The sequence below is a fragment of the Ruminococcus sp. BSD2780120874_150323_B10 genome (genome assembly GCF_015553695.1).
GTDB lineage: Bacteria > Bacillota > Clostridia > Oscillospirales > Acutalibacteraceae > Ruminococcoides > Ruminococcoides intestinale_A.
The window spans coordinates 126,301-147,792 of record NZ_JADNHD010000005.1; the positions used below are offsets into that span (position 1 = coordinate 126,301).

Annotated in this window: 18 protein-coding genes and 1 tRNA gene; 15 read left to right on the forward strand and 4 right to left on the reverse strand. The window is 39.0% G+C overall.

Going from position 1 to position 21,492, the window contains the following annotated elements; all coding sequences use genetic code 11:
- The first annotated feature begins 177 nt into the window (after positions 1-177).
- Complete coding sequence (locus I2E21_RS05035) at positions 178-399, forward strand: DUF3784 domain-containing protein (protein WP_015573075.1); 222 nt, start codon at positions 178-180, stop codon at positions 397-399.
- Positions 400-474: 75 nt separating this feature from the next.
- Here I2E21_RS05035 and I2E21_RS05040 read toward each other — a convergent pair whose 3' ends face one another.
- Both I2E21_RS05040 and I2E21_RS05045 read right to left on the reverse strand, forming a co-directional pair.
- The gene (locus I2E21_RS05040; protein ID WP_024721699.1) at positions 475-654 is read right to left on the reverse strand and encodes a hypothetical protein; all 180 of its coding nucleotides are present in this window, start codon (positions 652-654) and stop codon (positions 475-477) included.
- Between the two features lie 370 nt (positions 655-1,024).
- Positions 1,025-1,101 (reverse strand) — tRNA-Arg (locus tag I2E21_RS05045).
- 552 nt (positions 1,102-1,653) lie between these two features.
- Between I2E21_RS05045 and I2E21_RS05050 the strand changes: the two genes are divergently transcribed.
- From I2E21_RS05050 to I2E21_RS05065, 4 genes are all read left to right on the forward strand, one after another.
- Positions 1,654-2,112 (forward strand): hypothetical protein, encoded by a 459-nt coding sequence (locus I2E21_RS05050; protein ID WP_195410601.1) that lies wholly within the window; start codon positions 1,654-1,656, stop codon positions 2,110-2,112.
- Positions 2,113-2,303: 191 nt separating this feature from the next.
- Positions 2,304-2,474 (forward strand): hypothetical protein, encoded by a 171-nt coding sequence (locus tag I2E21_RS05055; RefSeq protein ID WP_195410602.1) that lies wholly within the window; start codon positions 2,304-2,306, stop codon positions 2,472-2,474.
- A 273-nt stretch (positions 2,475-2,747) separates the two neighbouring features.
- Positions 2,748-2,957, forward strand: coding sequence for a hypothetical protein (locus tag I2E21_RS05060; RefSeq protein WP_022235317.1), 210 nt, complete (start codon positions 2,748-2,750; stop codon positions 2,955-2,957).
- Entirely contained in the window at positions 2,957-3,253 is a 297-nt protein-coding gene (locus I2E21_RS05065) for a sigma factor-like helix-turn-helix DNA-binding protein (protein ID WP_022235318.1), read from the forward strand. The genes I2E21_RS05060 and I2E21_RS05065 overlap by 1 nt, the downstream gene beginning before the upstream one ends.
- A gap of 488 nt (positions 3,254-3,741) precedes the next feature.
- Here I2E21_RS05065 and I2E21_RS05070 read toward each other — a convergent pair whose 3' ends face one another.
- Positions 3,742-4,443 (reverse strand): hypothetical protein, encoded by a 702-nt coding sequence (locus I2E21_RS05070; RefSeq protein WP_022235319.1) that lies wholly within the window; start codon positions 4,441-4,443, stop codon positions 3,742-3,744.
- Between the two features lie 145 nt (positions 4,444-4,588).
- Here I2E21_RS05070 and I2E21_RS05075 point away from each other — a divergent pair, with 145 nt between their 5' ends.
- The 7 genes from I2E21_RS05075 to I2E21_RS05105 all read left to right on the forward strand — a co-directional run bounded on the left by I2E21_RS05075 (position 4,589) and on the right by I2E21_RS05105 (position 12,819).
- On the forward strand, positions 4,589-5,776 hold the full coding sequence (locus I2E21_RS05075) for a hypothetical protein (RefSeq protein ID WP_195410603.1): 1,188 nt from the start codon (positions 4,589-4,591) through the stop codon (positions 5,774-5,776).
- Positions 5,777-6,090: 314 nt separating this feature from the next.
- A complete protein-coding gene (thrS, locus tag I2E21_RS05080) occupies positions 6,091-8,034 on the forward strand; it encodes a threonine--tRNA ligase (protein ID WP_195410604.1) in 1,944 nt (647 codons plus the stop codon).
- Positions 8,035-8,202: 168 nt separating this feature from the next.
- Positions 8,203-8,406 (forward strand): 50S ribosomal protein L31, encoded by a 204-nt coding sequence (gene rpmE, locus I2E21_RS05085; RefSeq protein ID WP_022235323.1) that lies wholly within the window; start codon positions 8,203-8,205, stop codon positions 8,404-8,406.
- 383 nt (positions 8,407-8,789) lie between these two features.
- Positions 8,790-9,425 (forward strand): YigZ family protein, encoded by a 636-nt coding sequence (locus I2E21_RS05090; RefSeq protein WP_195410605.1) that lies wholly within the window; start codon positions 8,790-8,792, stop codon positions 9,423-9,425.
- Between the two features lie 91 nt (positions 9,426-9,516).
- Positions 9,517-11,283 (forward strand): DNA primase, encoded by a 1,767-nt coding sequence (dnaG, locus tag I2E21_RS05095; protein ID WP_195410606.1) that lies wholly within the window; start codon positions 9,517-9,519, stop codon positions 11,281-11,283.
- Between the two features lie 59 nt (positions 11,284-11,342).
- Complete coding sequence (rpoD, locus tag I2E21_RS05100; RefSeq protein WP_022235326.1) at positions 11,343-12,428, forward strand: RNA polymerase sigma factor RpoD; 1,086 nt, start codon at positions 11,343-11,345, stop codon at positions 12,426-12,428.
- Positions 12,429-12,441: 13 nt separating this feature from the next.
- Positions 12,442-12,819, forward strand: coding sequence for a metallopeptidase family protein (locus I2E21_RS05105; protein ID WP_195410607.1), 378 nt, complete (start codon positions 12,442-12,444; stop codon positions 12,817-12,819).
- 185 nt (positions 12,820-13,004) lie between these two features.
- Here I2E21_RS05105 and I2E21_RS05110 read toward each other — a convergent pair whose 3' ends face one another.
- Complete coding sequence (locus I2E21_RS05110; RefSeq protein ID WP_195410608.1) at positions 13,005-13,310, reverse strand: LysM peptidoglycan-binding domain-containing protein; 306 nt, start codon at positions 13,308-13,310, stop codon at positions 13,005-13,007.
- Positions 13,311-13,417: 107 nt separating this feature from the next.
- Here I2E21_RS05110 and eno point away from each other — a divergent pair, with 107 nt between their 5' ends.
- The 3 genes from eno to pulA (I2E21_RS05125) all read left to right on the forward strand — a co-directional run bounded on the left by eno (position 13,418) and on the right by pulA (I2E21_RS05125) (position 21,182).
- Complete coding sequence (eno, locus tag I2E21_RS05115; protein WP_195410609.1) at positions 13,418-14,674, forward strand: phosphopyruvate hydratase; 1,257 nt, start codon at positions 13,418-13,420, stop codon at positions 14,672-14,674.
- A 404-nt stretch (positions 14,675-15,078) separates the two neighbouring features.
- The gene (gene pulA, locus I2E21_RS05120) at positions 15,079-17,952 is read left to right on the forward strand and encodes a type I pullulanase (RefSeq protein ID WP_195410610.1); all 2,874 of its coding nucleotides are present in this window, start codon (positions 15,079-15,081) and stop codon (positions 17,950-17,952) included.
- A gap of 59 nt (positions 17,953-18,011) precedes the next feature.
- Positions 18,012-21,182 (forward strand): type I pullulanase, encoded by a 3,171-nt coding sequence (gene pulA / locus I2E21_RS05125; RefSeq protein WP_195410611.1) that lies wholly within the window; start codon positions 18,012-18,014, stop codon positions 21,180-21,182.
- The last annotated feature ends 310 nt before the right edge of the window (positions 21,183-21,492 follow it).

The following is a 21,492-nucleotide window of genomic DNA, read 5'->3' on the forward strand; positions in this document are numbered from 1 at the left end:
AGCGTTTTTGGGGGGTGTTTTTTCAAAATTTCTTGAAAATTTTTTTGCTAACAAAAAAAGCCACCTACTTTCCTCTTAATTGAGGTCAATAGACGGCGGGTAGAAATATTCATAATTTTGGTGTATAATAGGAAATTAAGAGAAAGACAAATTTGAATTTTTTGTGGAGGTGTTTATATGATATTCCTAAAGGTATTGGCTGTAGTTCTGGGATTGGCATTCCTTCTGTTTGGATACTTCATTTACTTTAAAAAGAAATACAATCTTATCAACGGTTTTGAGGCGGATTTCAAAGCCGGTCGGAAGAAAGAAGAATACGCAAAGAAAGTGGGAATGATAGAGTTTGTTGTTGGTATAGTTCTGCTTATCACAGGTGTTGCACTTATTCTGTTTGCCTAATAAATTCCAGTTTGTCTAACTTACTCTAAATTAGCAAAGACCGCTTACAAAAGTGTAGGCGGTCTTTATTCGTGTTCAGATATATTTGATTTTGAACTTTCTTTTCTTGGCTGAAAGCACCTTGCAAATAATATCATCTGCTGCGTCCGTGTATCTGCCTTGTGCTATCAGGCTGTTCTTCAAACGGATAAGTGATTGCAGCACTTCGCTGTATTCGTCCTTGGAAAGGTATAAATGATATTTTTGTTCTTTCAAAACAACCACCTCCTGTTACCGCAATTATATAATAAGAAATGGCATAGAAGTAGTGTGCGATTGTCGCTTGACCACCCCTAAATGAACGAATTAACAGGGTAACGAACGCCTTATTCATTAGCAGGAATTTTGCTCGAATTTTTCTGCCATTAGCAGAGAGGGCATTTTCATTAGCAAAATAGCGAAAATCCTGCTAATTTTTATTAGCAAGTCGTTCACCTGAAAGGCGGACGACATTCGTCCTAATTTCCATTAGCTGACGGAGATTTTGCTAATGAAAATCTGTGAATTTTACGATTTTTCACTTTTTCCGTAAAAATGAAAAAACGCCGGAAACCCTTGATTTTACTGGGTTTTCCGGCGGAGTTTTTGGCGTTCCCGAGGTGATTCGAACACCCGACCTACCGCTTAGGAGGCGGTCGCTCTATCCAGCTGAGCTACGGAAACATCTTTAAAATCTATTCAATTTTAGTCTTAAACTTACTCAATGTCAATCGCCTTTGCCCGAAAGGCGGTCGTTATAACATATTCTTAGGAGGCGGTCGCTCTATCCAGCTGAGCTACGGAAACATCTTTAAAATCTATTCAATTTTAGGCTTATATTAACTCGTTGTCAATCACTTTTGCTCCAAAGGCGGTCGTTGCAACAATTTCTTAGGAGGCAGACGCTCTATCCTGCTGAGCTATTGGCACATATCTGTTAATATTCTATTATAAATATTTTGCTTTGTCAAGAAAGTTTAACAATAAAACAGTTGAAGTTTGTCGGCTTTAAAATTAAGTATTGTTTGAAAATCATTTAAATTATACTGTTAGTGATATATACCAATCACTGTTGATTTTTGTGGGGTATTCATACAAAAAGCTGTAGATTATTGCGAATGTGTTGCTCAACAATATTATATATGATAATATTATACTGTAAAGTAAGGGTATATGATAAATATTTAACTTTCTGTTTTTTAAAATATTTATACAATTATAGAAGGAGTGGTATTTATGAAGTTGACAAAAAAACTTTTATTGCTGCAATTTTCAGTAATGTTAATTTTTATTTTTTCAGCATGTAATTATGAAAGCGGTGTTATGAAAACATTGCCTAAATATTCCGGTTGTGAGAAATATTCTTACGGAGCAAGAGATTTTGTGGATTATCATATATATTATTATGTAAATAATAATGATATATCGGAAAGTATAAAATCAAATGACAACTTTCAGAAAGTTACGAATGAAAATACGGACAGCATTAAAAACTGTATAGAATATTTTAGCGGAAGAATAAATAATTCAACCGATGATATGCGTAATAATTATGATTTCTTAGAAAATCAAATTAATGTGGATGATTACTTTTGTTTTATATCAAAGGACAAAAGCAATCCTTTGAATAACTTTAATTTATATTATTTCGATAAGGAAACACAAATTTTATATTATTTTCACAGTGATGTTTAAATAAATATAAATTCTCGGATTATCTTAGATAGGAGAAAATTATGAGGAAAGTGTTAAGTTTTTTTATACTAACTTTTATATGCGGAATTTTAATTTTTGCGGCAGGCTGTAATTTCGATGATTTATTTCTACCTTATTGTGATGATGAAAAATTACAAATGGTTTATTCTATTGATAAATAGTTTATTCTATTGAGCGGCTGTTTTGATTCATTTGCTTATGACAATAATTTTGCATATTTGAAAATCGGTAATACTTATTATGTAGTAGATATAGCAAATGAAGTGAAAAACGAATACAGTGACGATGAGTTTTCTGAAATGTATCCCGATTATGAAAATTTTAATTGGTATGATGCATAACAGTTATATATTCTCTCTATTTAAAAATCATAACCGACATTAAACCGATATTGAGTTTTTTATCAATGTCGGTTTATTTTTTGTTTTGTTAACAATTAAAAAAGACAATTAGCAAAGTACTGAAAAAGGGACTTTGTTCATTAAAATCAGTTAATTTAGAACAAATGTTCTAAAAACTCTTGATTTTGTGATTTTTTCTCTCTATAATATTATATAGAGAACCAAGCCCCGTTGGTTCTTATTTGATGAATAGTAAGCGGAAAGGATGTTAATATGAACAATTATCTTGAATGGTCAAAAGAATACAGGGCAGAGGCAGACAAAATGCTGTCTGTTGTTGATAAATATAAAAGTATGTTAAAAACTAAAAGTTTATTAAATAAAAAGGAAATCAATGAGAAAATTTGCAGATACAGAGGTTATTATCTTGAGTGCCTTGATATTGCAAATTTGCTTGAGGCAAGATATAAGGGGGTAATGTGATGAGAAGTAAACTTATACATTTTTCCGATTTAAATTCCGATAAGATTTGCTTTGAAAAAAGCCTTATGAACGGTGAAACCAACAGCGAAAACCGTCAGAAAGTTTTAAAAATACTAATGAATGTCATAGAGAATGACCTTACCGACAGACAGCGCCATTGCGTTTTTGAGTATTATTTTAACGGAAAAAAGATGAAAACTATTGCAAGCGAACTTGGTATAACTCCGCCCGTTGTCACAAGACATATTCAAATGGGAGCGGCAAAACTCTATAAAATTGCAAAATATTATATGTGAATATTGAATTTTGGTTGGGTTCTAAATGTTGGGGTAACATTAAATTATGATTTAGCGGAGTGTCGGTCGGGGATTGAAATTTAGCTAACGCTAAATTATCAGCAAAAGAACAAAAAAGTTTACTCAATTTTTTCAAAAATTGCGGGTTTTGGCAGCGCCCATAATATTTTCCTATATTACAATTTATCAGGCGCAAACAGCCACGCTGTTTGCGTGCTAAAACTAAGTTTGTTAAAAAAGGCGACAGCCTTTTATAAAAGAAATAATTAACTTTTCATTATATATCAAATGGCTTTCTTATTGCTGTCGCATTTAAGGGCTTTCGCCCATTCGTTCAAGCCGCCAAACAGCAAACTGTTTGGCTATCGTTAGATTGCATAAACGGAAAGTATTTGTGGGCTTTGCCCACACCCACGACCTTTGAAAAGGTCGACCAAACTTTTATAATTGCTTGATAAAGCAATCAGCTAAACTATAATTTGCTTCAACTAAAGAATCTGAATTTTAAAATTCGGCAGATACCATTGCAAAGCCTCTTCGTAGCTGTATCCGTCATTACAAAGATAATTTATTCCGTTAAGGCTTACACCGTAATATTCCCCGTCATCGGCATTTGCATAGCTGTCCCAAGGGGAGGCAACAGCGGTAAGGTACGGATATTCGCTGTTTGTTGAAGTTTTGCCGTTGGTAAAATCGCAAAAAGGTATATAAAACGCTTTGCCGTCTGCGCAGAGCGTTTTTTTATATACGGAAGATACGGCGGATTTGATTTTATTGTAATTTTCTTTAACGGAATTTTTTGCTTTGCTTTCGGGCAAACATATGTCAATATCCGACAAATCGTAAATGTCGGGAGATACATTATAATTCGTATAAATAATTATTGTTAATGCTTTTAAGGTTTCTTCGCAGTAATTTTCATTGTATTTTGCCGCTACCATACCGCAAAGGTCAGATTCGGTGAGCGGCGATTTTTCTGATTCGGAATTTTCTTTTGCGACAGATTCGGTTGTAGTTTCAACTATGGTTTCGCTTTTTGACGGCTCGTTTGCGGTAACGGGTTCTGTTGCTTTATCCGCAGTCGAATTTGAAGTGACAGCGGTTTGAGACGACGAGCACTTAGAGATTATTATGGGCAAAAAAGCCATTGTAAGCAAAAATATTATTATAAATATAACTTTTGTTCTCATAAATTCCTCTCTTTTCGTATAACTTTGCAAAAGTGAATTTTTACTTTAATAATTCTTGACATAAGCGTGTAATTGGCTTAAAATAATATATGTAAAAAATTCGGCTAAAATAACCGTTATATTGTTTGAAGAAACGGAGATAAGTATGAAGATTAAATTATCATGGATTCCATTTATCCCTGCCGCTCTTGCCATGGTTGCGCTTAGACTTTTAAGTGTATTCGGTAATGACGATACAGGAACGATGAGCGGAATGAACGCATTGTTGTTTTCTTATTTAGCAGTTGGCGTTGCACTTGTTCTTTTTGTGCTGTGCATATTTTTTAATATTTTGGACAAAAAAACCGCACCGGTTTATGAGTCAAAACGAAATGTGCCCGCGGGTGTTTTTGCGGTGCTTTCCGCCGCATTTGCGCTTGCATATTCCGTAATGACCATTTTGACAAGAAAAGACAGCGAGTATTTGCTGATGTCCATTATTTGCGCATTCCTTGCAATGCTTGCCGCTATCGGACTTGTTTTTATGGCAAGAACTCATTTTACGGGTTTTGCTCCGGTGTCTAATATTGCTTTTCTGTATATTTTCCCGACACTCTGGGCAGTTTCGGAATTGATTTCGTGTTTTCTTGAGGCAACAAAGCTTTCAGTATCGGCATCAGATATGTCGCTTTTGTTCTGCTTTATTTTTCTTACCTTAAGTTTGTTCCCACAGGCAATGGTAATTTCAAAAATTCCCGGAAGAAACCCTGTTAAAGCAACATTTATCTATGGCTTGCCGTCAGTCGCTTTCGGACTTTCGTACGGTGCGTTCCTTATAGCACGAGTTATTTTTGACAGTGCAGACGGTATGGCTCTTATTGCAGGTGTAATGTTTATTTCTTTCGCTTTGTATCAGCTTTTCTATATTATTGAGCTTACAAGAGGCGCACTTAAGAAAGATGATGTGCAGATTGTAGATGCTTTTACAGATGATGACGATACAGCCGATAACAGCGGCAAGAGTGACGAACTTGTTTTCTCGGATGAAGAGAAAAAAGACGAGGATTATGCTCAAAACGCTACTGCAGATACCGATGATTTTATTATGGGTTATGAGGCTGACGACGATGTTCCGAATATTTCCGCTCCTAAAGTTATCGGCGATAAAAATTCGGAAGACGATATTACAGGCGGATTTTTCTTTGGCGTAGGTGCTGATGATGACGATGATGATTCGTCACATAGTATTTTGGAAACAAGACGACAGAAGAAAGAAGAAAAACTTATGGGAGAGATTGACAAGTTGCTTGCAGAGCTTGACGAACAGCAGCAGGAACTTAACGACAAGAAATAAGTTTTGAAAATTAATGCTTGACATTTCAATTCGGCGGTGTTAATATTAAGTAAAATAAAGAACTTCGATAAGGACACGGTTTAAAAACCTACTTTTTCAGAGAGCGAAAATGTATGCTGTGATTTTTCGCATAAGTAATTTTAAGCTACCACCTTTGAGTCTGCACAGGAAATGGTGCGGCGTATGACTGCGTTAAGGTTGTAAAGAGGGCATAGTTATTATGTCAAAGTTGGGTGGAACCACGAAGTATATTCGTCCCGATATTCCTTTTGGAATATCGGGCTTTTTATTTCTTATGATTAAGGAGAATGAATATGATTAATGTTGAATTAAAGGGCGGTACAGTCAAGGAATTTGAAAGCGGAGTAACTCCTGCTGAAATTGCAAAATCTATCGGTATGGGACTTTATAAGTCTGTATGCTGTGCAAGAGTTGACGGCAATGTTGTCGACTTGCGTACACCTATTACAAAGGATTGCAGAGTAGATCTTCTTACTTTCGATGAGCCTGACGGTAAAAAAGCGTTCTGGCATACTGCTTCACACATTCTTGCACAGGCTGTTAAGCGCCTCTATCCAAGTGCCAAGTGCGCTATCGGTCCTGCCGTTGACAACGGTTTTTACTATGATTTTGAAGTTGAAAAGCCGTTTACATCCGAAGACCTTGAGAAAATCAAGGCAGAGATGAAGAAAATCGTTAAGTCGGGTATTGAGATTGAGCGTTTTGAGCTTGCTCCCGACGAGGCGGTAAAAATGCTTGAAGAGATGAACGAGCCCTACAAGGTTGAACTTGCTAAGGAACATTCCGATAACGGCGAACACATCAGTTTTTATAAGCAGGGCGATTTTACAGACCTTTGCGCAGGTCCTCACCTTATGAGCGTTGCACCTATTAAGGCTGTTGAACTTACAAACTGCACAGGCGCATACTGGAGAGGCGACGCTAACAACCATCAGCTTTGCAGAGTTTACGGTGTAGCGTTCCCTAAAGCATCTATGCTTGAGGAACACCTCACAATGCTTGCGGAGGCAAGAAGCCGTGACCATAACAAACTCGGCAGAGAACTTGAGCTTTTCACAACATCAGATGTAATCGGTCAGGGTCTTCCTATCCTTCTTCCAAAGGGCGCAAGAATCGTTCAGCTTTTACAGAGATTTGTAGAAGACGAGGAACAGCGTCGTGGCTGGTTACTTACAAAAACACCTTTTATGGCTAAGAGCGACCTTTACAAAATCAGCGGTCACTGGGACCACTATATGGACGGTATGTTTGTACTCGGTGATCCTGAAAAAGATGATGAAGTATTTGCACTTCGTCCTATGACTTGCCCGTTCCAGTATCAGGCTTATCTTAATCGTCAGCGTTCATACAGAGATCTTCCGCTCCGTTACAATGAAACTTCAACACTTTTCAGAAATGAAGCAAGCGGCGAGATGCACGGACTTATCAGAGTTCGTCAGTTCACAATTTCCGAAGGTCATCTTATGTGCTTGCCTGAACAGCTTGAGGACGAGTTTAGAAACTGTCTTGAGCTTGCTATTTATATGCTTAAAACACTCGGTCTTTATGAAGATGTATCTTACAGATTCTCACAGTGGGATCCTAAGGACAGAGATAAGTATATCGGTACTGCCGAGCAGTGGGACGAAGCACAGGGCATTATGCAGAAAATTCTTGACCACCTTGAAATTCCTTATGCTATCGGCGTAGGTGAGGCTGCTTTCTACGGTCCTAAACTTGATATTCAGATTAAGAATGTTTACGGCAAGGAAGATACACTTATTACAATTCAGATTGACCAGATGCTTGCAGAAAAATTCGGTATGGAGTATGTAGATAAGGACGGCTCAAAGAAAAATCCTTATATTATTCACAGAACTTCAATCGGTTGTTACGAGAGAACGCTTGCACTTCTTATTGAGAAATATGCCGGTGCATTCCCGATGTGGCTTGCTCCTGTTCAGGTTAAACTTCTTCCTGTTGCAGACAGACACCTTGACTATGTTTACGAAATCAAAAAGGCTCTTGACGCTTGCGGTATGCGTGTTGAGGTTGACTCAAGAAGTGAGAAAATCGGATATAAGATTCGTGAGGCACAGCTTGAGAAAGTTCCTTATATGTTCATTATCGGCGACAAGGATGTAGAGGCTAATACTGTTTCTGTTCGTCACAGAAAAGAGGGCGACCTCGGCGCAATGAAACTTGAGGACTTTATTGCAATGGCACAGAAAGAAATTTCTACAAAGGAAATTAAATAACTTGTAATAAGAATTATTTGATTTGTAAATATTATTTAAAAACTACAAAAGTAAGGAAAATAAAAAATATTGCGATATTTTGAAAAAAGTTTTGAAAAACACTTGCATTTTGCTTATTTTTGTTGTATAATCTATCTGTTATTATGCAGAGTCAGGCAGGTGAGGAAAATGAAAGAGAACATCCATCCAGATTATCAGCAGACAACAATTACATGTGCTTGCGGTAATGTTATTGAAACAGGTTCAACAAAGAAGGACATTCGTGTTGAAGTTTGTTCAAAATGCCACCCATTCTTCACAGGAAAGCAGAAATTGGTTGATACCGGCGGACGCGTTGACAGATTCAAGAAGCGTTTCGGTATGAGCAAATAATTTTTTATATCGTAATTGTTGAGGCGGCACTTAGTGCCGCCTTTTTGACTGTTATCCCCAAAAGACGGTTATTTTTCAATAGTTGGGGTGAATTATGGTTTAGCAAATTGATTTGCCAATCAATTATAAAAGTTTGGTCAACCTTTTCAAAGGTTGTGGGTGTGGGCAAAGCCCACAAATACTTTCCGCTTACGCAATCTAACGATAGCCAAACAGCTTGCTGTTTGGCGGCTTTAACGCAATGGCGTTAGCCTTTAAAAAGGCTTGACCTAAATTTTTAAATTATTTTGCTTAACCTGTGTGTTAAACCACAATTTTATTATTTTTACCCCAGATATTTATAATAGAACCTTAATTAATAACATAAAACGGAGGTGTACTTGTTGGCAAAGGATTACAAAACCGTGCTTGAAAATGCAAGCGATGAATTTGTGGAAAAGCGTTCTCGGTTTATCGGATATTGCAAACCTGTTAAAACGGAGCAGGAGGCAATAGATTTTATTAATGAAAAGCGCAGTGAACATTGGAATGCTACACATAATGTATATGCCTATTCATTGAGAGAGGGCAACATAAAGCGCTACAGCGACGACGGAGAACCCTCAGGTACAGCCGGTATGCCTGTGCTTGATGTTATAGTAAAAAATGAAATTTTTGATGTCGTGGTTGTGGTTACACGATATTTCGGCGGTGTACTCCTTGGTACGGGCGGTCTTGTGCGTGCGTACTCTCACGGTTCAAAAATCGCAGTCGAGGCGGCAAAGCCTGTAATTATGCAGAATTGCCTTGTATGCGAGGCAAGATGCGCTTATAACCAATACGGCAAGGTATCATCTCTGATAATAGGTGTGGGTGCTGCCGTTGATGATACCGTATATGAAAGCGATGTACTTGTAAAATTTCACATTAAACCCGATTTGCTCGGTACGCTGAATAAAAAACTTGCGGACGCAACATCGGGTGGAGTTACGGTTGAACAGAAAGACGAACAGTATTTTGCTGTGCAGATAAATGAATAATACAAAATATTTAAAATTTTTTTGAAATAAAAAAGGAATATTTGCGAAAAAATCGTAAATAGCTAATAGGAAACAGAAAAGGGGGAGTTTTGTGCCTTTTCCGGAAAGTTTTTTGCAGGAATTAAAGCTTAGAAGTGATATAACGGAAATTGCTTCGTCATATGTAAATCTTAAGCGCCACGGCAGAAATATGGTTGGATTGTGTCCGTTTCACGGCGAGAAAACTCCGTCTTTCAACATTTACACCGAAAACGGCTCGTTTTATTGCTTTGGCTGCGGTGCCGGCGGCGATGTCATTACCTTTATAATGAAGATTGAAAATCTTGATTATGTCGAGGCGGTAAAGTTCCTTGCACAAAGGGCGGGTATGGAAATGCCTGAAAATACCTATGATGACAGCCTAAGTAAATTAAGAATGAGAATTTATGAGGCAAACCGTGAGGCAGCGAGGTTTTTTCACGCAACACTGCTTTCACAAAGAGGGCAGAGCGGACTGAATTATCTTAGAGGCAGAGCTTTATCTGACCGTACGATAAGGCATTTCGGACTCGGCTTTGCCGATGACGATTGGAACTCGCTTTGTAATCATCTGAAAAACAAAGGCTTTTCGGAATATGAAATTTACTCCGCAAACCTTGCTTTCAAAAGAAAAAACGGTAACGGAATTTATGACCGCTTTGTAAACAGAGTAATGTTTCCGATTATAGATTTGCGCGGAAATGTTATAGCTTTCGGCGGCAGAATTATGACCGACGAAAAGCCTAAGTATCTCAATACTTCCGATACTCCTGTATTTAAAAAGAGCGAAAACTTGTTTTCTCTTAACAATGCCAAAAGCTCGGGTACACGCACACTGATTCTGTGCGAGGGATATATGGATGTTATTGCGCTTAATCAGGCGGGTTTTACGAATGCGGTCGCAACACTCGGCACTGCTCTTACAAATGAGCAGGCAGTCCTTATGAAACGCTATGCCGATGAGGTTATAATTTGTTATGACGCTGACGGCGCAGGTCAAAAAGCTACGGCAAGAGCAATAGACATCTTGCGAAACGCAGGACTGCCGATTAAAATCCTCACTGTGCCGAGCGGTAAAGACCCTGACGAGTTTATCCGTTCAAAAGGTGAAAACGGCCCTGCGGCATTTAAACTTTTAATAGAAAAATGCGGCAACGATATTGAATATCGACTTATGAAATTAAAAGAAAATTACAATCTCAACACAACTGACGGCAAGGTAGCTTTTTTAAACGAAGCTGTAAAAATAGTTGCGACAATTGAAAGCCCGATTGAAAGAGATGTTTTTGCATCGAAACTTTGCGCCGAACTTGAGATTGATAAAAATGCTTTTCTCGAGCAGATTTCAAAGGTCAAAAGGCGGGGCAGACGGGAGAATATTAAAAAGGAAACCCGTCAGATACAGGCAGAACTTAACGGTCAGAACGACAAGATAAACAGAGAGCACTACAAAAAACCGAGAAGTTCAAGTGCCGAAGAGGCTCTGCTCGTTTATTTAATCAATAATCCCGACTACGCAAACAGCATTTCGGAAAGGGTTACACCCGATAAATTTTCAAATTCGCTTATAAAACGCTATTATGAGTATGTACTTAGCAAAATAAAAAGCGGATACGAGCCGCTTACAAGCGTATCTTCGGATTTTAATTCCGACGAAGTTTCGTATCTTTATAAACTGATTTCCACCACAATTCCCGCCGCATCCACAAGAGAGGCGGTAGAGGAATATATTAATGTAATTAATGAAGAGAGTAACAAGCTGACTTCGGACAAGCTTGCCGATATGTCGGCAGATGACATTAACGATTACATAATGAAGCTGAAACAAAATAAAAAATAGGAATATTTATTTTGTTTTTTAATATATAATCTTTTGTACATTCAGAAAGGAAAATGAGTATGAACGCACCTCAGGACAAAAAATCAGTTGTAAAAGAGCTTTTAGAGCTTGGCAAACAAAAGGGACAGCTTAACAATCAGGATATTCTTGATGCTATCGGTGAGATTGACTTTGACCCCGAACAGCTCGAAAAACTTTATGACAACCTTGAACAGCAGGGTATTGAAATCGTTGAGGATATGGGCGACATCAAGATTGATGATATTGACCTCGGCGAAGGCAAGGATTCTGATTTTGTTGCAGACGGTGCTGTCACCGTTGACGATCCTGTTAAAGTATATTTGAAAGAAATCGGCAGAGTACCGCTCCTTTCATCCGAAGAAGAAATTGACCTTGCCATCAGAATTGCCAACGGCGATGTACAGGCAAAACAGCGACTTTCAGAGGCAAACCTTCGTCTTGTTGTAAGCATTGCAAAGCGTTACCTTGGCAGAGGTATGCAGTTTCTCGACCTTATTCAGGAGGGCAACCTCGGCCTTATCAAGGCGGTTGACAAGTTTGATTATACAAAGGGATTTAAGTTCTCAACATATGCCACATGGTGGATCAGACAGGCAATCACAAGAGCCATTGCCGACCAGGCAAGAACAATTCGTATTCCTGTTCATATGGTTGAAACTATCAATAAGGTAAAAAAAGTTCAGAGCCAGCTTTTGCACCAGAACGGTCATGAGCCTACTCCCGATGAAATTGCAGACGAGCTTGACTTGCCTGTTGATAAGGTAAGAGAAATTATGCGTGTGGCTCAAGAACCTGTATCTCTCGAAACACCTATCGGTGAAGAGGAAGACAGCCACCTCGGCGACTTTATTCCGGATGACGGTGCACCCGCACCTGCCGATGCCGCTTCACACACAATGTTAAGAGAACAGCTTTCGGATGTTCTTTCAACTCTTACTCCGAGAGAGGAAAAGGTTTTAAGACTTCGTTTCGGTCTTGAAGACGGCAGAAGCAGAACTCTTGAAGAGGTAGGCAAAGAGTTTAATGTAACCCGTGAGCGTATCCGTCAGATTGAGGCAAAGGCATTAAGAAAGCTAAGACATCCGTCAAGAAGCAGAAAACTTAAGGATTATCTTGATTATTAATTAGGTATTGATTATGGTTACTTTTGAAGAATGTGCTCAAATGTTTGATGAAATTGCAGACTCAATGCCGCAGGAACTTTTCCGTGACCTTAATGCGGGAATGTCGCTTGAACCGCAAGCAAAGTTACATCCGCAAAGCGTGAGGGGAGAGCTGTATATCCTCGGAGAGTATGTAAGAAATTCAATAGGCAACTCAATTGTGTTTTACTACGGCAGTATTATGAAGGTGTACGGAGGTTTGTCAAATGACAAGCTGTACACGGAGCTTGAGAAAATAATGCACCACGAAGTAAAGCATCATAACGAACATCTTGCAGGTTGTGATGACCTCGGAATCTGCGATGATGAACAGATAGAATCATATCTTAGAAGTAACGGTATAACCGGATAATACATAAAAGCTGTATCGAATTTATCGGTACAGCTTTTGCTTTTTGTAAAGTGTTGTGGTGAGTTATGGTTTGGCAAAAAGTTTGTGTTAAATAATTTGAAAATTCAGGTCAAGTTTTTTAAATGTTGACCAAATTTTTATAATTGCTTGGTAAGATATTCTTTTAAAAGCTAATTTAATAATATTTACACATTCAATATTTGTCCCGGATAGAGAACATTGGGATTGCCGAGATTGTTTTTATTCATAAGATCCTCTACCGTCATATTGTACATCTTTGAGATATACCAAAGGGATTCTCCCAGTCTTACAATATGTGTGCGTGGCGACTGTGAAGTTCCTGCCGGAATTGCCAGAGTTTCACCTACATAAATTCTGTTTGCGTCAGCAATGTTGTTGTATCTTAAAATGTCGTTTACCGTAGTTTGAAAAAATTGCGCAATGCCAAACAAAGTATTTCCCGGTCTGACAGTATAGTAAACAATATCCAAATTATTTCCTCCTTTGCTTTTTTAATATAATATGCTTTTTTTACCTCCGTGCCACTGCTCTGAATATTTTTTGACAGTTACGGTAAAATATATTTGGAGGTAATAAAATGAAAATAACCATTAATTCTGTAGTCGGCAGAGAAATTATTGATTCAAGAGGTAATCCTACCGTAGAGGCTACCGTAGGACTGACAGACGGAACTTTTGCAAATGCGGCAGTACCGTCGGGAGCATCAACAGGTGCTTATGAAGCTGTTGAACTGCGTGACGGCGGTGATAGATTTAACGGCAAGGGAGTAAAAAAAGCAGTTGCAAATATCAGCAAAATTATTTCACCCGAACTTTGCGGTATGTCGCCGTTTGACCAATGTGCAGTCGATAACAAATTATCAGAGCTTGACGGGAGCAAAAACAAGAAAAATCTTGGTGCAAATGCGATACTTGCCGTGTCGGTCGCAGTTGCAAAGGCAGCGGCAAAATCGCTAAGACTTCCGCTTTACCGTTATCTCGGAGGTATTTATTCGGTAAAACTTCCCGTGCCTATGATGAATATTCTCAACGGCGGCGCTCATGCAGCAAATAACATTGATATACAGGAATTTATGATTATGCCTGTAGGTGCGAATACTTTTTCCGACGGTTTGCAGCAATGCTGTGAAATATACCACAGTCTTGGCAAAATTCTTTCACAGAAAGGTATGGCTACTTCTGTTGGCGACGAGGGCGGTTTTGCACCGAATCTTGAGACCGACGAAGAGGCAATTGAGTTGATTATTCAGGCGGTTTGTGATGCGGGATACAATACAGAGAATACTAAGATTGCTATTGATGCGGCGGCATCCGAATGGTTTAACGATGGCGTTTATCACTTGCCGAAAAGGAAATCCGTACTCAAGACAAGCGACCTTATTAATTATTTTGAAAAACTTTGCGACAAATATCCGATATTCTCAATCGAAGACCCTCTGTCGGAATACGATTGGGAGGGTTGGAAAGAAATCACGGATCGCATCGGTAAAAAAGTTCAGCTTGTAGGCGACGATTTATTTGTTACAAATTCAGAAAGACTTTACAAGGGCATTTGTGTCGGCGCAGGTAATTCTATTTTGATAAAAATGAATCAAATCGGAACTCTTACAGAAACTTTTGGGGCGATTGATATGGCACAAAAGGCGGGTTACACAACGGTGATTTCGCATAGAAGCGGTGAAACCGAAGATACTACAATTGCGGATATTGCGGTTGCGGTAAATGCCGGGCAGATAAAAACGGGAGCACCTTGCCGTACCGACCGAGTATGTAAATATAATAGATTATTAAGAATTGAAAGTCTATTTAAAGGTTCGTCCGTATATGGGCTTTAAAATATAATAATTGTCAAAATTTTGTCAATATTAAAAGGTTATTCGATTATTGTACGAATCGAATGACCTTTTTTGTCTTTATTTTGTTATTTGGGACTTTGTTTGAAAAAATGCATAAAAATTTGAGTTGATATGTAGCAAGTTGCACAATAAAAGTGCTTAAAATTCTACATCGTGAATCCTCATATTTAAAATATAATTCTTTAAAAGATATAAAATCACTTGGAAATTATGTTAAAATTATATAAAAGAAAATATAATTATTTATTATGTTCAATACTGTTCGTATATTAAACAGTATGATTTTGGTCAATACTAAAACTGAATATTTTGTTTCTGATGGCGGCTTGGTAAGCAGACAAGAATTCTGAAAGGTATTGCCGCAGAGTCAGGAGGCTTTTTTATTGTTATTAAAAAGATTAATTACAGGAGTATTAACGGCAATGATTATGGCAGGTATGTGCGCATCGGCAATCAGTGCGGCGGAAGAAAAGAAAGTTGAAAACAAAAAGGTTAATTATCAGACTTATGCAGCCGAACTTGATAAAACAGCTTATTCGGGCAGTGATCTCGGTGCGGTTTGGTCTGAAGATTCAACTACTTTTAAAGTTTGGGCGCCTAAGGCTGCTACGGTAAAGTTAAATCTTTACGAGCACGGCAGTGACGAAGAGGGCGACGGCGGTTCTATTGCCACAAAAACAATGGAGCTTGACAAAAAAACAGGCGTATGGAGCATAAAAGTAAGCGGTAATCTTGCGGGAAAGTATTATACTTACAGCGTTAAAAACGGCGATACGGTTACCGAAACAGGAGATGTTTATGCAAAAGCCTGCGGTGTAAACGGCAAGCGCAGTATGGTAGTAGACCTTAACAGTACAAATCCGGATGGTTGGGAAAACGATGTTCATGTAACTGTTTCAAATCCTACCGAGGCATCTGTATGGGAAGTTTCCGTTGCCGATTTTTCATCTTCGGAATCAAGTGGCGTATCTAAATCAAACAGAGGTAAATTCCTTGCTTTTACAGAGGAAGGTACAACTGTAAACGGTATTCAGGGCGGTACACCGACATGCGTTGATTATCTTAAAAAACTCGGTGTTAAGTATGTTCAGATTATGCCTTTCTGCGATTTTGGCTCTGTTGACGAATCAAAAGACATTATGTCGCAATACAATTGGGGCTATGACCCTGTAAACTATAACTGTCCCGAGGGTTCGTATTCTACAAATCCTTATGACGGTAATGTTCGTATCAAGGAATGTAAGCAGATGATACAGGCACTTCATAATGCAGGTATCGGCGTAATTATGGATGTTGTTTACAATCATACTTATTCAACGGATTCCGTATTCCAAAATACAGTTCCTAACTATTATTACAGAATGAACGAGGACGGTACATTCTCAAACGGTTCGGGCTGCGGCAACGATACTGCATCCGAACACAAGATGTTCCGCAAGTATATGATTGATTCTGTTACTTATTGGGCAAAGGAATATCATATTGACGGTTTCCGTTTTGACCTTATGGGTCTTCACGATGTTGAAACACTTAATCAGGTAAGAGATGCGCTTGACAAACTCTATGACAACGGCATCGGCAAAAAGATTATTATGTACGGTGAGGCTTGGAATATGCCGACTGCTTGCAATGAAGGCACGGTAATGGCTAATCAGGGTAACCTCAAGCAGCTTAACGACCGTATAGGTGCTTTTGACGATACTATCCGTGATGCAATCAAGGGCAGTACGGGCGGTACAGACGGCGCTTTCGTACAGGAGGCAAGCAAAAAATCTAACCTTAAGATTGGCATATCGGGTCAGTCCGACCGTACTTCGGGTTGGGCAAATGTTCCGTCACAGTGTGTAACATATGCGTCTTGTCATGATAACCTTTGTCTTTACGATAAACTTGTTGATTCGGTTTACGGCAGAGATTCCGAATACAGAAAGCGTTATGAAGATTTGGTGGCAATGAATAAACTTTCAGCCGCTATTGTAATGACATCTCAAGGTATTCCGTTTATGCTTGCCGGTGAGGAATTTGCAAGAAGCAAAGACGGTGACGAAAATTCCTATGCGTCAAGCCGTGAAAAAAATATGCTTGATTGGAACAATATCAATGAATACAGCGATATTGTTGAGTATTACAGAGGTTTAATGCAAATCAGAGAAGAATTTGCGGCATTTAAAGATTGCACGACACAGAGTGCAAATGCAATTGATTATTTAAACGACTTGCCAAAAACAGTTGTAGGTTACAAACTTAACAACACAGAGCAGGGCAAATGGAATCAAGTTTGCGTTCTCTTTAACGGCGGTGATGAGTCACAGAATGTTAAAGTTGACGGCAAGTGGGTAATCGTTGCGGACAACGAAACAGCAGGATTAAGAAACCTCGGTGAAGTTGACGGCAGTGTAGAGGTTAAAGCTCATTCGGCTGTTGTTATGGCTGATAAGCAGGGCTTTGACAATGCACAGCTTACAATCCGTGAGGGTGCGGTAGTTGTAAATTATTATGACAATAAAACACATGACCTTATTTCTACCCAAACCGTAACAGGCGGTATCGGTAAGGCTTATGACCTTGCTGAAAATGCTTTTACTCTTAACTATGACATAAAGAAAACCGACGGTGACGCAAAAGGGTTCTTTACAGACGGAGTTCTTCACGCTAAGGTTTATGTTGAAAAGTACGATGGCACTTTTTCAACAGTTACTTACCACTTTGTTGATAAAGAGAGCGGTAAAGATTTAGTCGACAGCTATTCAATTAAAAACAGAACAGGGGTTGAGTATTACACTCCCGAAATTCCCGGTATTGAAAATTACAGACTTATACTCGACGAACTTCCGAACAATGCTTCCGGTGTTCTTCCTAACAAAGATTTTGATGTAACCTTTAAATACGAAAAGATTGCGGATGATGACAAGTCAAAGGACGAATGCAGAGTAAATGTAATTTATATGGACGGCAGCGGTAAGGTCGTTGAAAAGACAACTCTTACAGGTGCAGAAGGAGAGGCTTATACGGCAGAAGAAAAAGAATTTGAAGATATGACATTAAGATTTGTTCCGTCAAATGCGAACGGTAATTTTACAAAAACAGAAGTTAATGTAATTTATTCATATTCAAACGACCCTGACCCGCTTAAGTCGGTTATGGTTGTTGTATATATTGCCGCAGGTCTAATTCTTGCAGGATGCGTTGCAAGCACTCTTTATACAAATATTAAAAGGAAAAAGGCTTTTGCCGAGTCTATGGATATAGACGAATGATTTTAGGTAGTTATTCCCACAAGGGATAGATTATAAAAATAAAAGGAGGAAATAAAACTATGAAAAATACAAAGAAATTTGTATCTGTTGTCCTTGCATTTTGTATGCTCGGTACAACAACAGCAGTTACTTCAATGGCTGCAACAACCGATGCGGAAACAGTATCAGGCGGTTCTGTAGCATTAGATACAACTGCTACAAAAGCACTCGAAGAACTTGACGCAAATTACAGATATGATGGAGATGACCTCGGCGTTACATACACTAAAGATGCCACAACTTTCAAAGTTTGGTCACCTACAGCAACTGACATTAAGGTAAATATTTTTACAAAAGGTTCAGACGATGAACAGGGAGCAAGTAAGGTAGCCTCTTACCGGCTTGAGAAAGAAGACGCTACAGGCATTTGGAAGATTAAGCTTACTGGCGAATGGAAAGACTACTACTACACCTACACAATCACAGTAGTTAATCCTACAACAGGCGAAACAACAACAAGTGAAACACAGGATGTATACTCAAAGGCAGTCGGTGTAAACGGTAACCGTTCAATGATTGTTGATCTCGACTCTACAGACCCTGACGGTTGGGACAAGGACACTCATGTATTCCAGAATGAGGTTACAGACAGCACTGTTTGGGAACTCCATGTAAAGGACTTCTCATATGACGCTTCTTCAGGTGTATCTGAAGAAAACCGCGGTAAGTACCTTGCATTTACAGAAAACGGCACAACACTTAACGGTGAGGGCAACATTTCTACATGTATTGACTATCTAAAAGAACTTGGTGTTAATACAGTACAGCTCAATCCATTCTATGACTATGCTTCAGTAAACGAGGCAGGCAACGATGAGCAGTTTAACTGGGGCTATGACCCACAGAACTACAATGTTCCTGAAGGCTCTTATTCTTCAAATCCATATGACGGTAATGTAAGAATTAAGGAATGTAAGGAAATGATTCAGGCACTCCATGATGCAGGCATCAGCGTTGTAATGGATGTTGTTTACAACCATACATATTCAACAGACTCTTGCTTCCAGAAGACTGTTCCTAACTATTACTACAGACTTAACAGAGCAGGCAAATTCTCAAACGGATCGGGTTGCGGCAATGAGTGTGCAACAGAGCGTGCAATGTACAGAAACTATGTTATTCAGTCTTGCCTCTACTGGGTAAATGAGTACCATGTTGACGGCTTCCGTTATGACCTTATGGGTATTATGGATGTTGAAACAATGAATCAGATCAGAGATGCTCTTGATCAGGTTGATAATAGGGTTACAATGTGGGGCGAAGCATGGACAGGCGGCGACTCATACCACCCAACAAACACTTGTGACGGTACAAAGTTTGTGCCGGCTATTCAGTCAAACGCAGGCTCACTTAGCGAGAGAATCGGTATCTTCAATGACTCTGTTCGTGACGCTATCAAGGGCGGTGCTATGAGCATTGCAAACACAGGTTTTGTTCAGGGCTCAAAGGGTGCTGCTAAGGGTATTTCTTTCGGCTTGTTCGCTAACTCAAACGGTAACTACAAGTGGAAAGCTAAAGCTCCTTCACAGTCAGTTACATACGCTGACTGCCACGACAACGCTGCTCTTTACGATCAGCTCGTTGCTTCTACAGCTTCAGGTGACTACGGCAACCGTTACGAAGACCTCGTTAAGATGAATAAAATGGCAGGTGCTATTGTAAATACTTCACAGGGTATTTCATTTATGCTTGCAGGTCAGGAAATGGCTCGTACAAAGTACGGCGATACAAACAGCTACAAGTCTTCACCTGAAATCAACAAGATTAACTGGAACAACATTCTGGAGTATCAGGATCTTGTATCTTACTACAAGGGACTTTACGAAATCAGAAAGAACTTTACACCATTCACAGCAATGGATAAGTCATATTCATCAGCTTACACACTTAACAAGTCAATGGGCAGTGCATTCTCTAACCAGGTAGCGTTTACTGTTAAGAATGATCAGCCTGACGAGTGGCAGACAATGGCTGTTATCCACAACTCAGCTAAAAAAGCAGAAGAAGTTAAGCTCAAGGATGAAAGCTGCACAGAGTGGGTAATTATTGCTAACGATAAGACAGCCGGCTTAAAGAAACTCGGCGAGGTTTCAGGTTCAACATTTACTGTACCTGCAATTTCAACAGTAATTGCTGTTGACAAGGCAAGCTTTGATAAGCTCGCTCTTGATGATGGTATGGGTCAGGTAACTGTAAACTATGTTTACGAAAAGACCGGCGAAAACCTCGTAGATCCTGAAGTAATTCAGGGTACAATCGGTACAGGTTATACAACAGCCGAAAACTCAAGCATTAGTAATACATATATATTGAGCAAGGTTGAAGGTCCTGCAACAGGCACTTATTCAGAAACACCGGCAGTTGTAACATACTACTATGCTGACTATGTTCCGGAGTCATTTAAAAATGCTGACTTAAACAATGACGGTATTGTTGATGTTCGTGATGTAACATTAATGCAGTCTATTATTACAGATCCTGCAAGTGTAGATGCTGACACATATGCAAAGATAGATGTAAACTACGATACAAGGAAAGATGTAAATGATGTTACAGCTCTTCAGACTTATACTACCGGTAAGCCGGTATCATCGGGCAGTGTTACAGTAAACCATTTCTACACAGCTGAGGACGGCACAGTCGAAAAGATTACTCCTTCAACAGTAATTTCGGGCAGAGTAGGCGATGAATACACAACAACAAGCTACCGTACAATCGGTTATACTGTTGATACAACAAAAACACCTAAAAATGTAAACGGTCACATTCCTTATGGTGTAGATATGAGCGTTGATTACTACTATGTAGCGTCAAGTATGGATGTTAAACTCCATGTTAAGCACAATGGTTCACTTACTTGGAATCCGTCACTTTGGCTCTGGGGTTCAGATACAAACGGTGTTGATGCTGACAACTACACAACATCAGGTGAATGGCCGGGCGATACACTTACAGAAATGGATGAAAACGGTTGGTATGTTAAAGACTTCACTTGTACAAAGGCAGGTTCTTACAATATAATTGTTTCTGACACAGGTACAAATCAGACAATTGACTATAAGGGCTTTATTGACAACGAGCTTTGGATTGTAATCGATGACTCTAATGTAATGGGTGGTACATACCTCACATTCTATACAGAGAATCCGGATAATAACCCAAATGCACCAATCGCAGTTCCGATCGCTTAATCTTAAATAATTCAAGCCGGCCTCGTAAGGGGTCGGCTTTTGCTTTTGGTATATTTTAAATTAGGAACACGCTTTGTTCTGATTTTTGTCAAACAATTATGTTTATTTATAAAAAAGTTTTTGGAAAAATTATGGTTTAGCGGAGTGTCGGTCGGGCATTGAAATTTAGCTAACGCTAAATTATCCTCCCAAAAACAAAAAAGTTTACTCAATTTTTTCAAAAATTGCGGGTATGGGCAGCGCCCATAAAAATCTTCCGATATAACAATTTATCAGGCGCAAACAGCCACGCTGTTTGCGTGCTTGCACC

Bases quoted from the DNA above. Each gene is read 5' to 3' on its own strand.
- I2E21_RS05075 (WP_195410603.1), top strand. From the start codon at position 4,589: ATGAAGATTAAATTATCATGGATTCCATTTATCCCTGCCGCTCTTGCC.
- I2E21_RS05050 (WP_195410601.1), top strand. From the start codon at position 1,654: ATGAAGTTGACAAAAAAACTTTTATTGCTGCAATTTTCAGTAATGTTA.
- I2E21_RS05105 (WP_195410607.1), top strand. From the start codon at position 12,442: ATGGTTACTTTTGAAGAATGTGCTCAAATGTTTGATGAAATTGCAGAC.
- pulA (WP_195410611.1), top strand. From the start codon at position 18,012: ATGAAAAATACAAAGAAATTTGTATCTGTTGTCCTTGCATTTTGTATG.
- rpoD (WP_022235326.1), top strand. From the start codon at position 11,343: ATGAACGCACCTCAGGACAAAAAATCAGTTGTAAAAGAGCTTTTAGAG.
- thrS (WP_195410604.1), top strand. From the start codon at position 6,091: ATGATTAATGTTGAATTAAAGGGCGGTACAGTCAAGGAATTTGAAAGC.
- I2E21_RS05035 (WP_015573075.1), top strand. From the start codon at position 178: ATGATATTCCTAAAGGTATTGGCTGTAGTTCTGGGATTGGCATTCCTT.
- I2E21_RS05065 (WP_022235318.1), top strand. From the start codon at position 2,957: ATGAGAAGTAAACTTATACATTTTTCCGATTTAAATTCCGATAAGATT.
- eno (WP_195410609.1), top strand. From the start codon at position 13,418: ATGAAAATAACCATTAATTCTGTAGTCGGCAGAGAAATTATTGATTCA.
- rpmE (WP_022235323.1), top strand. From the start codon at position 8,203: ATGAAAGAGAACATCCATCCAGATTATCAGCAGACAACAATTACATGT.
- I2E21_RS05060 (WP_022235317.1), top strand. From the start codon at position 2,748: ATGAACAATTATCTTGAATGGTCAAAAGAATACAGGGCAGAGGCAGAC.
- I2E21_RS05070 (WP_022235319.1), bottom strand. From the start codon at position 4,443: ATGAGAACAAAAGTTATATTTATAATAATATTTTTGCTTACAATGGCT.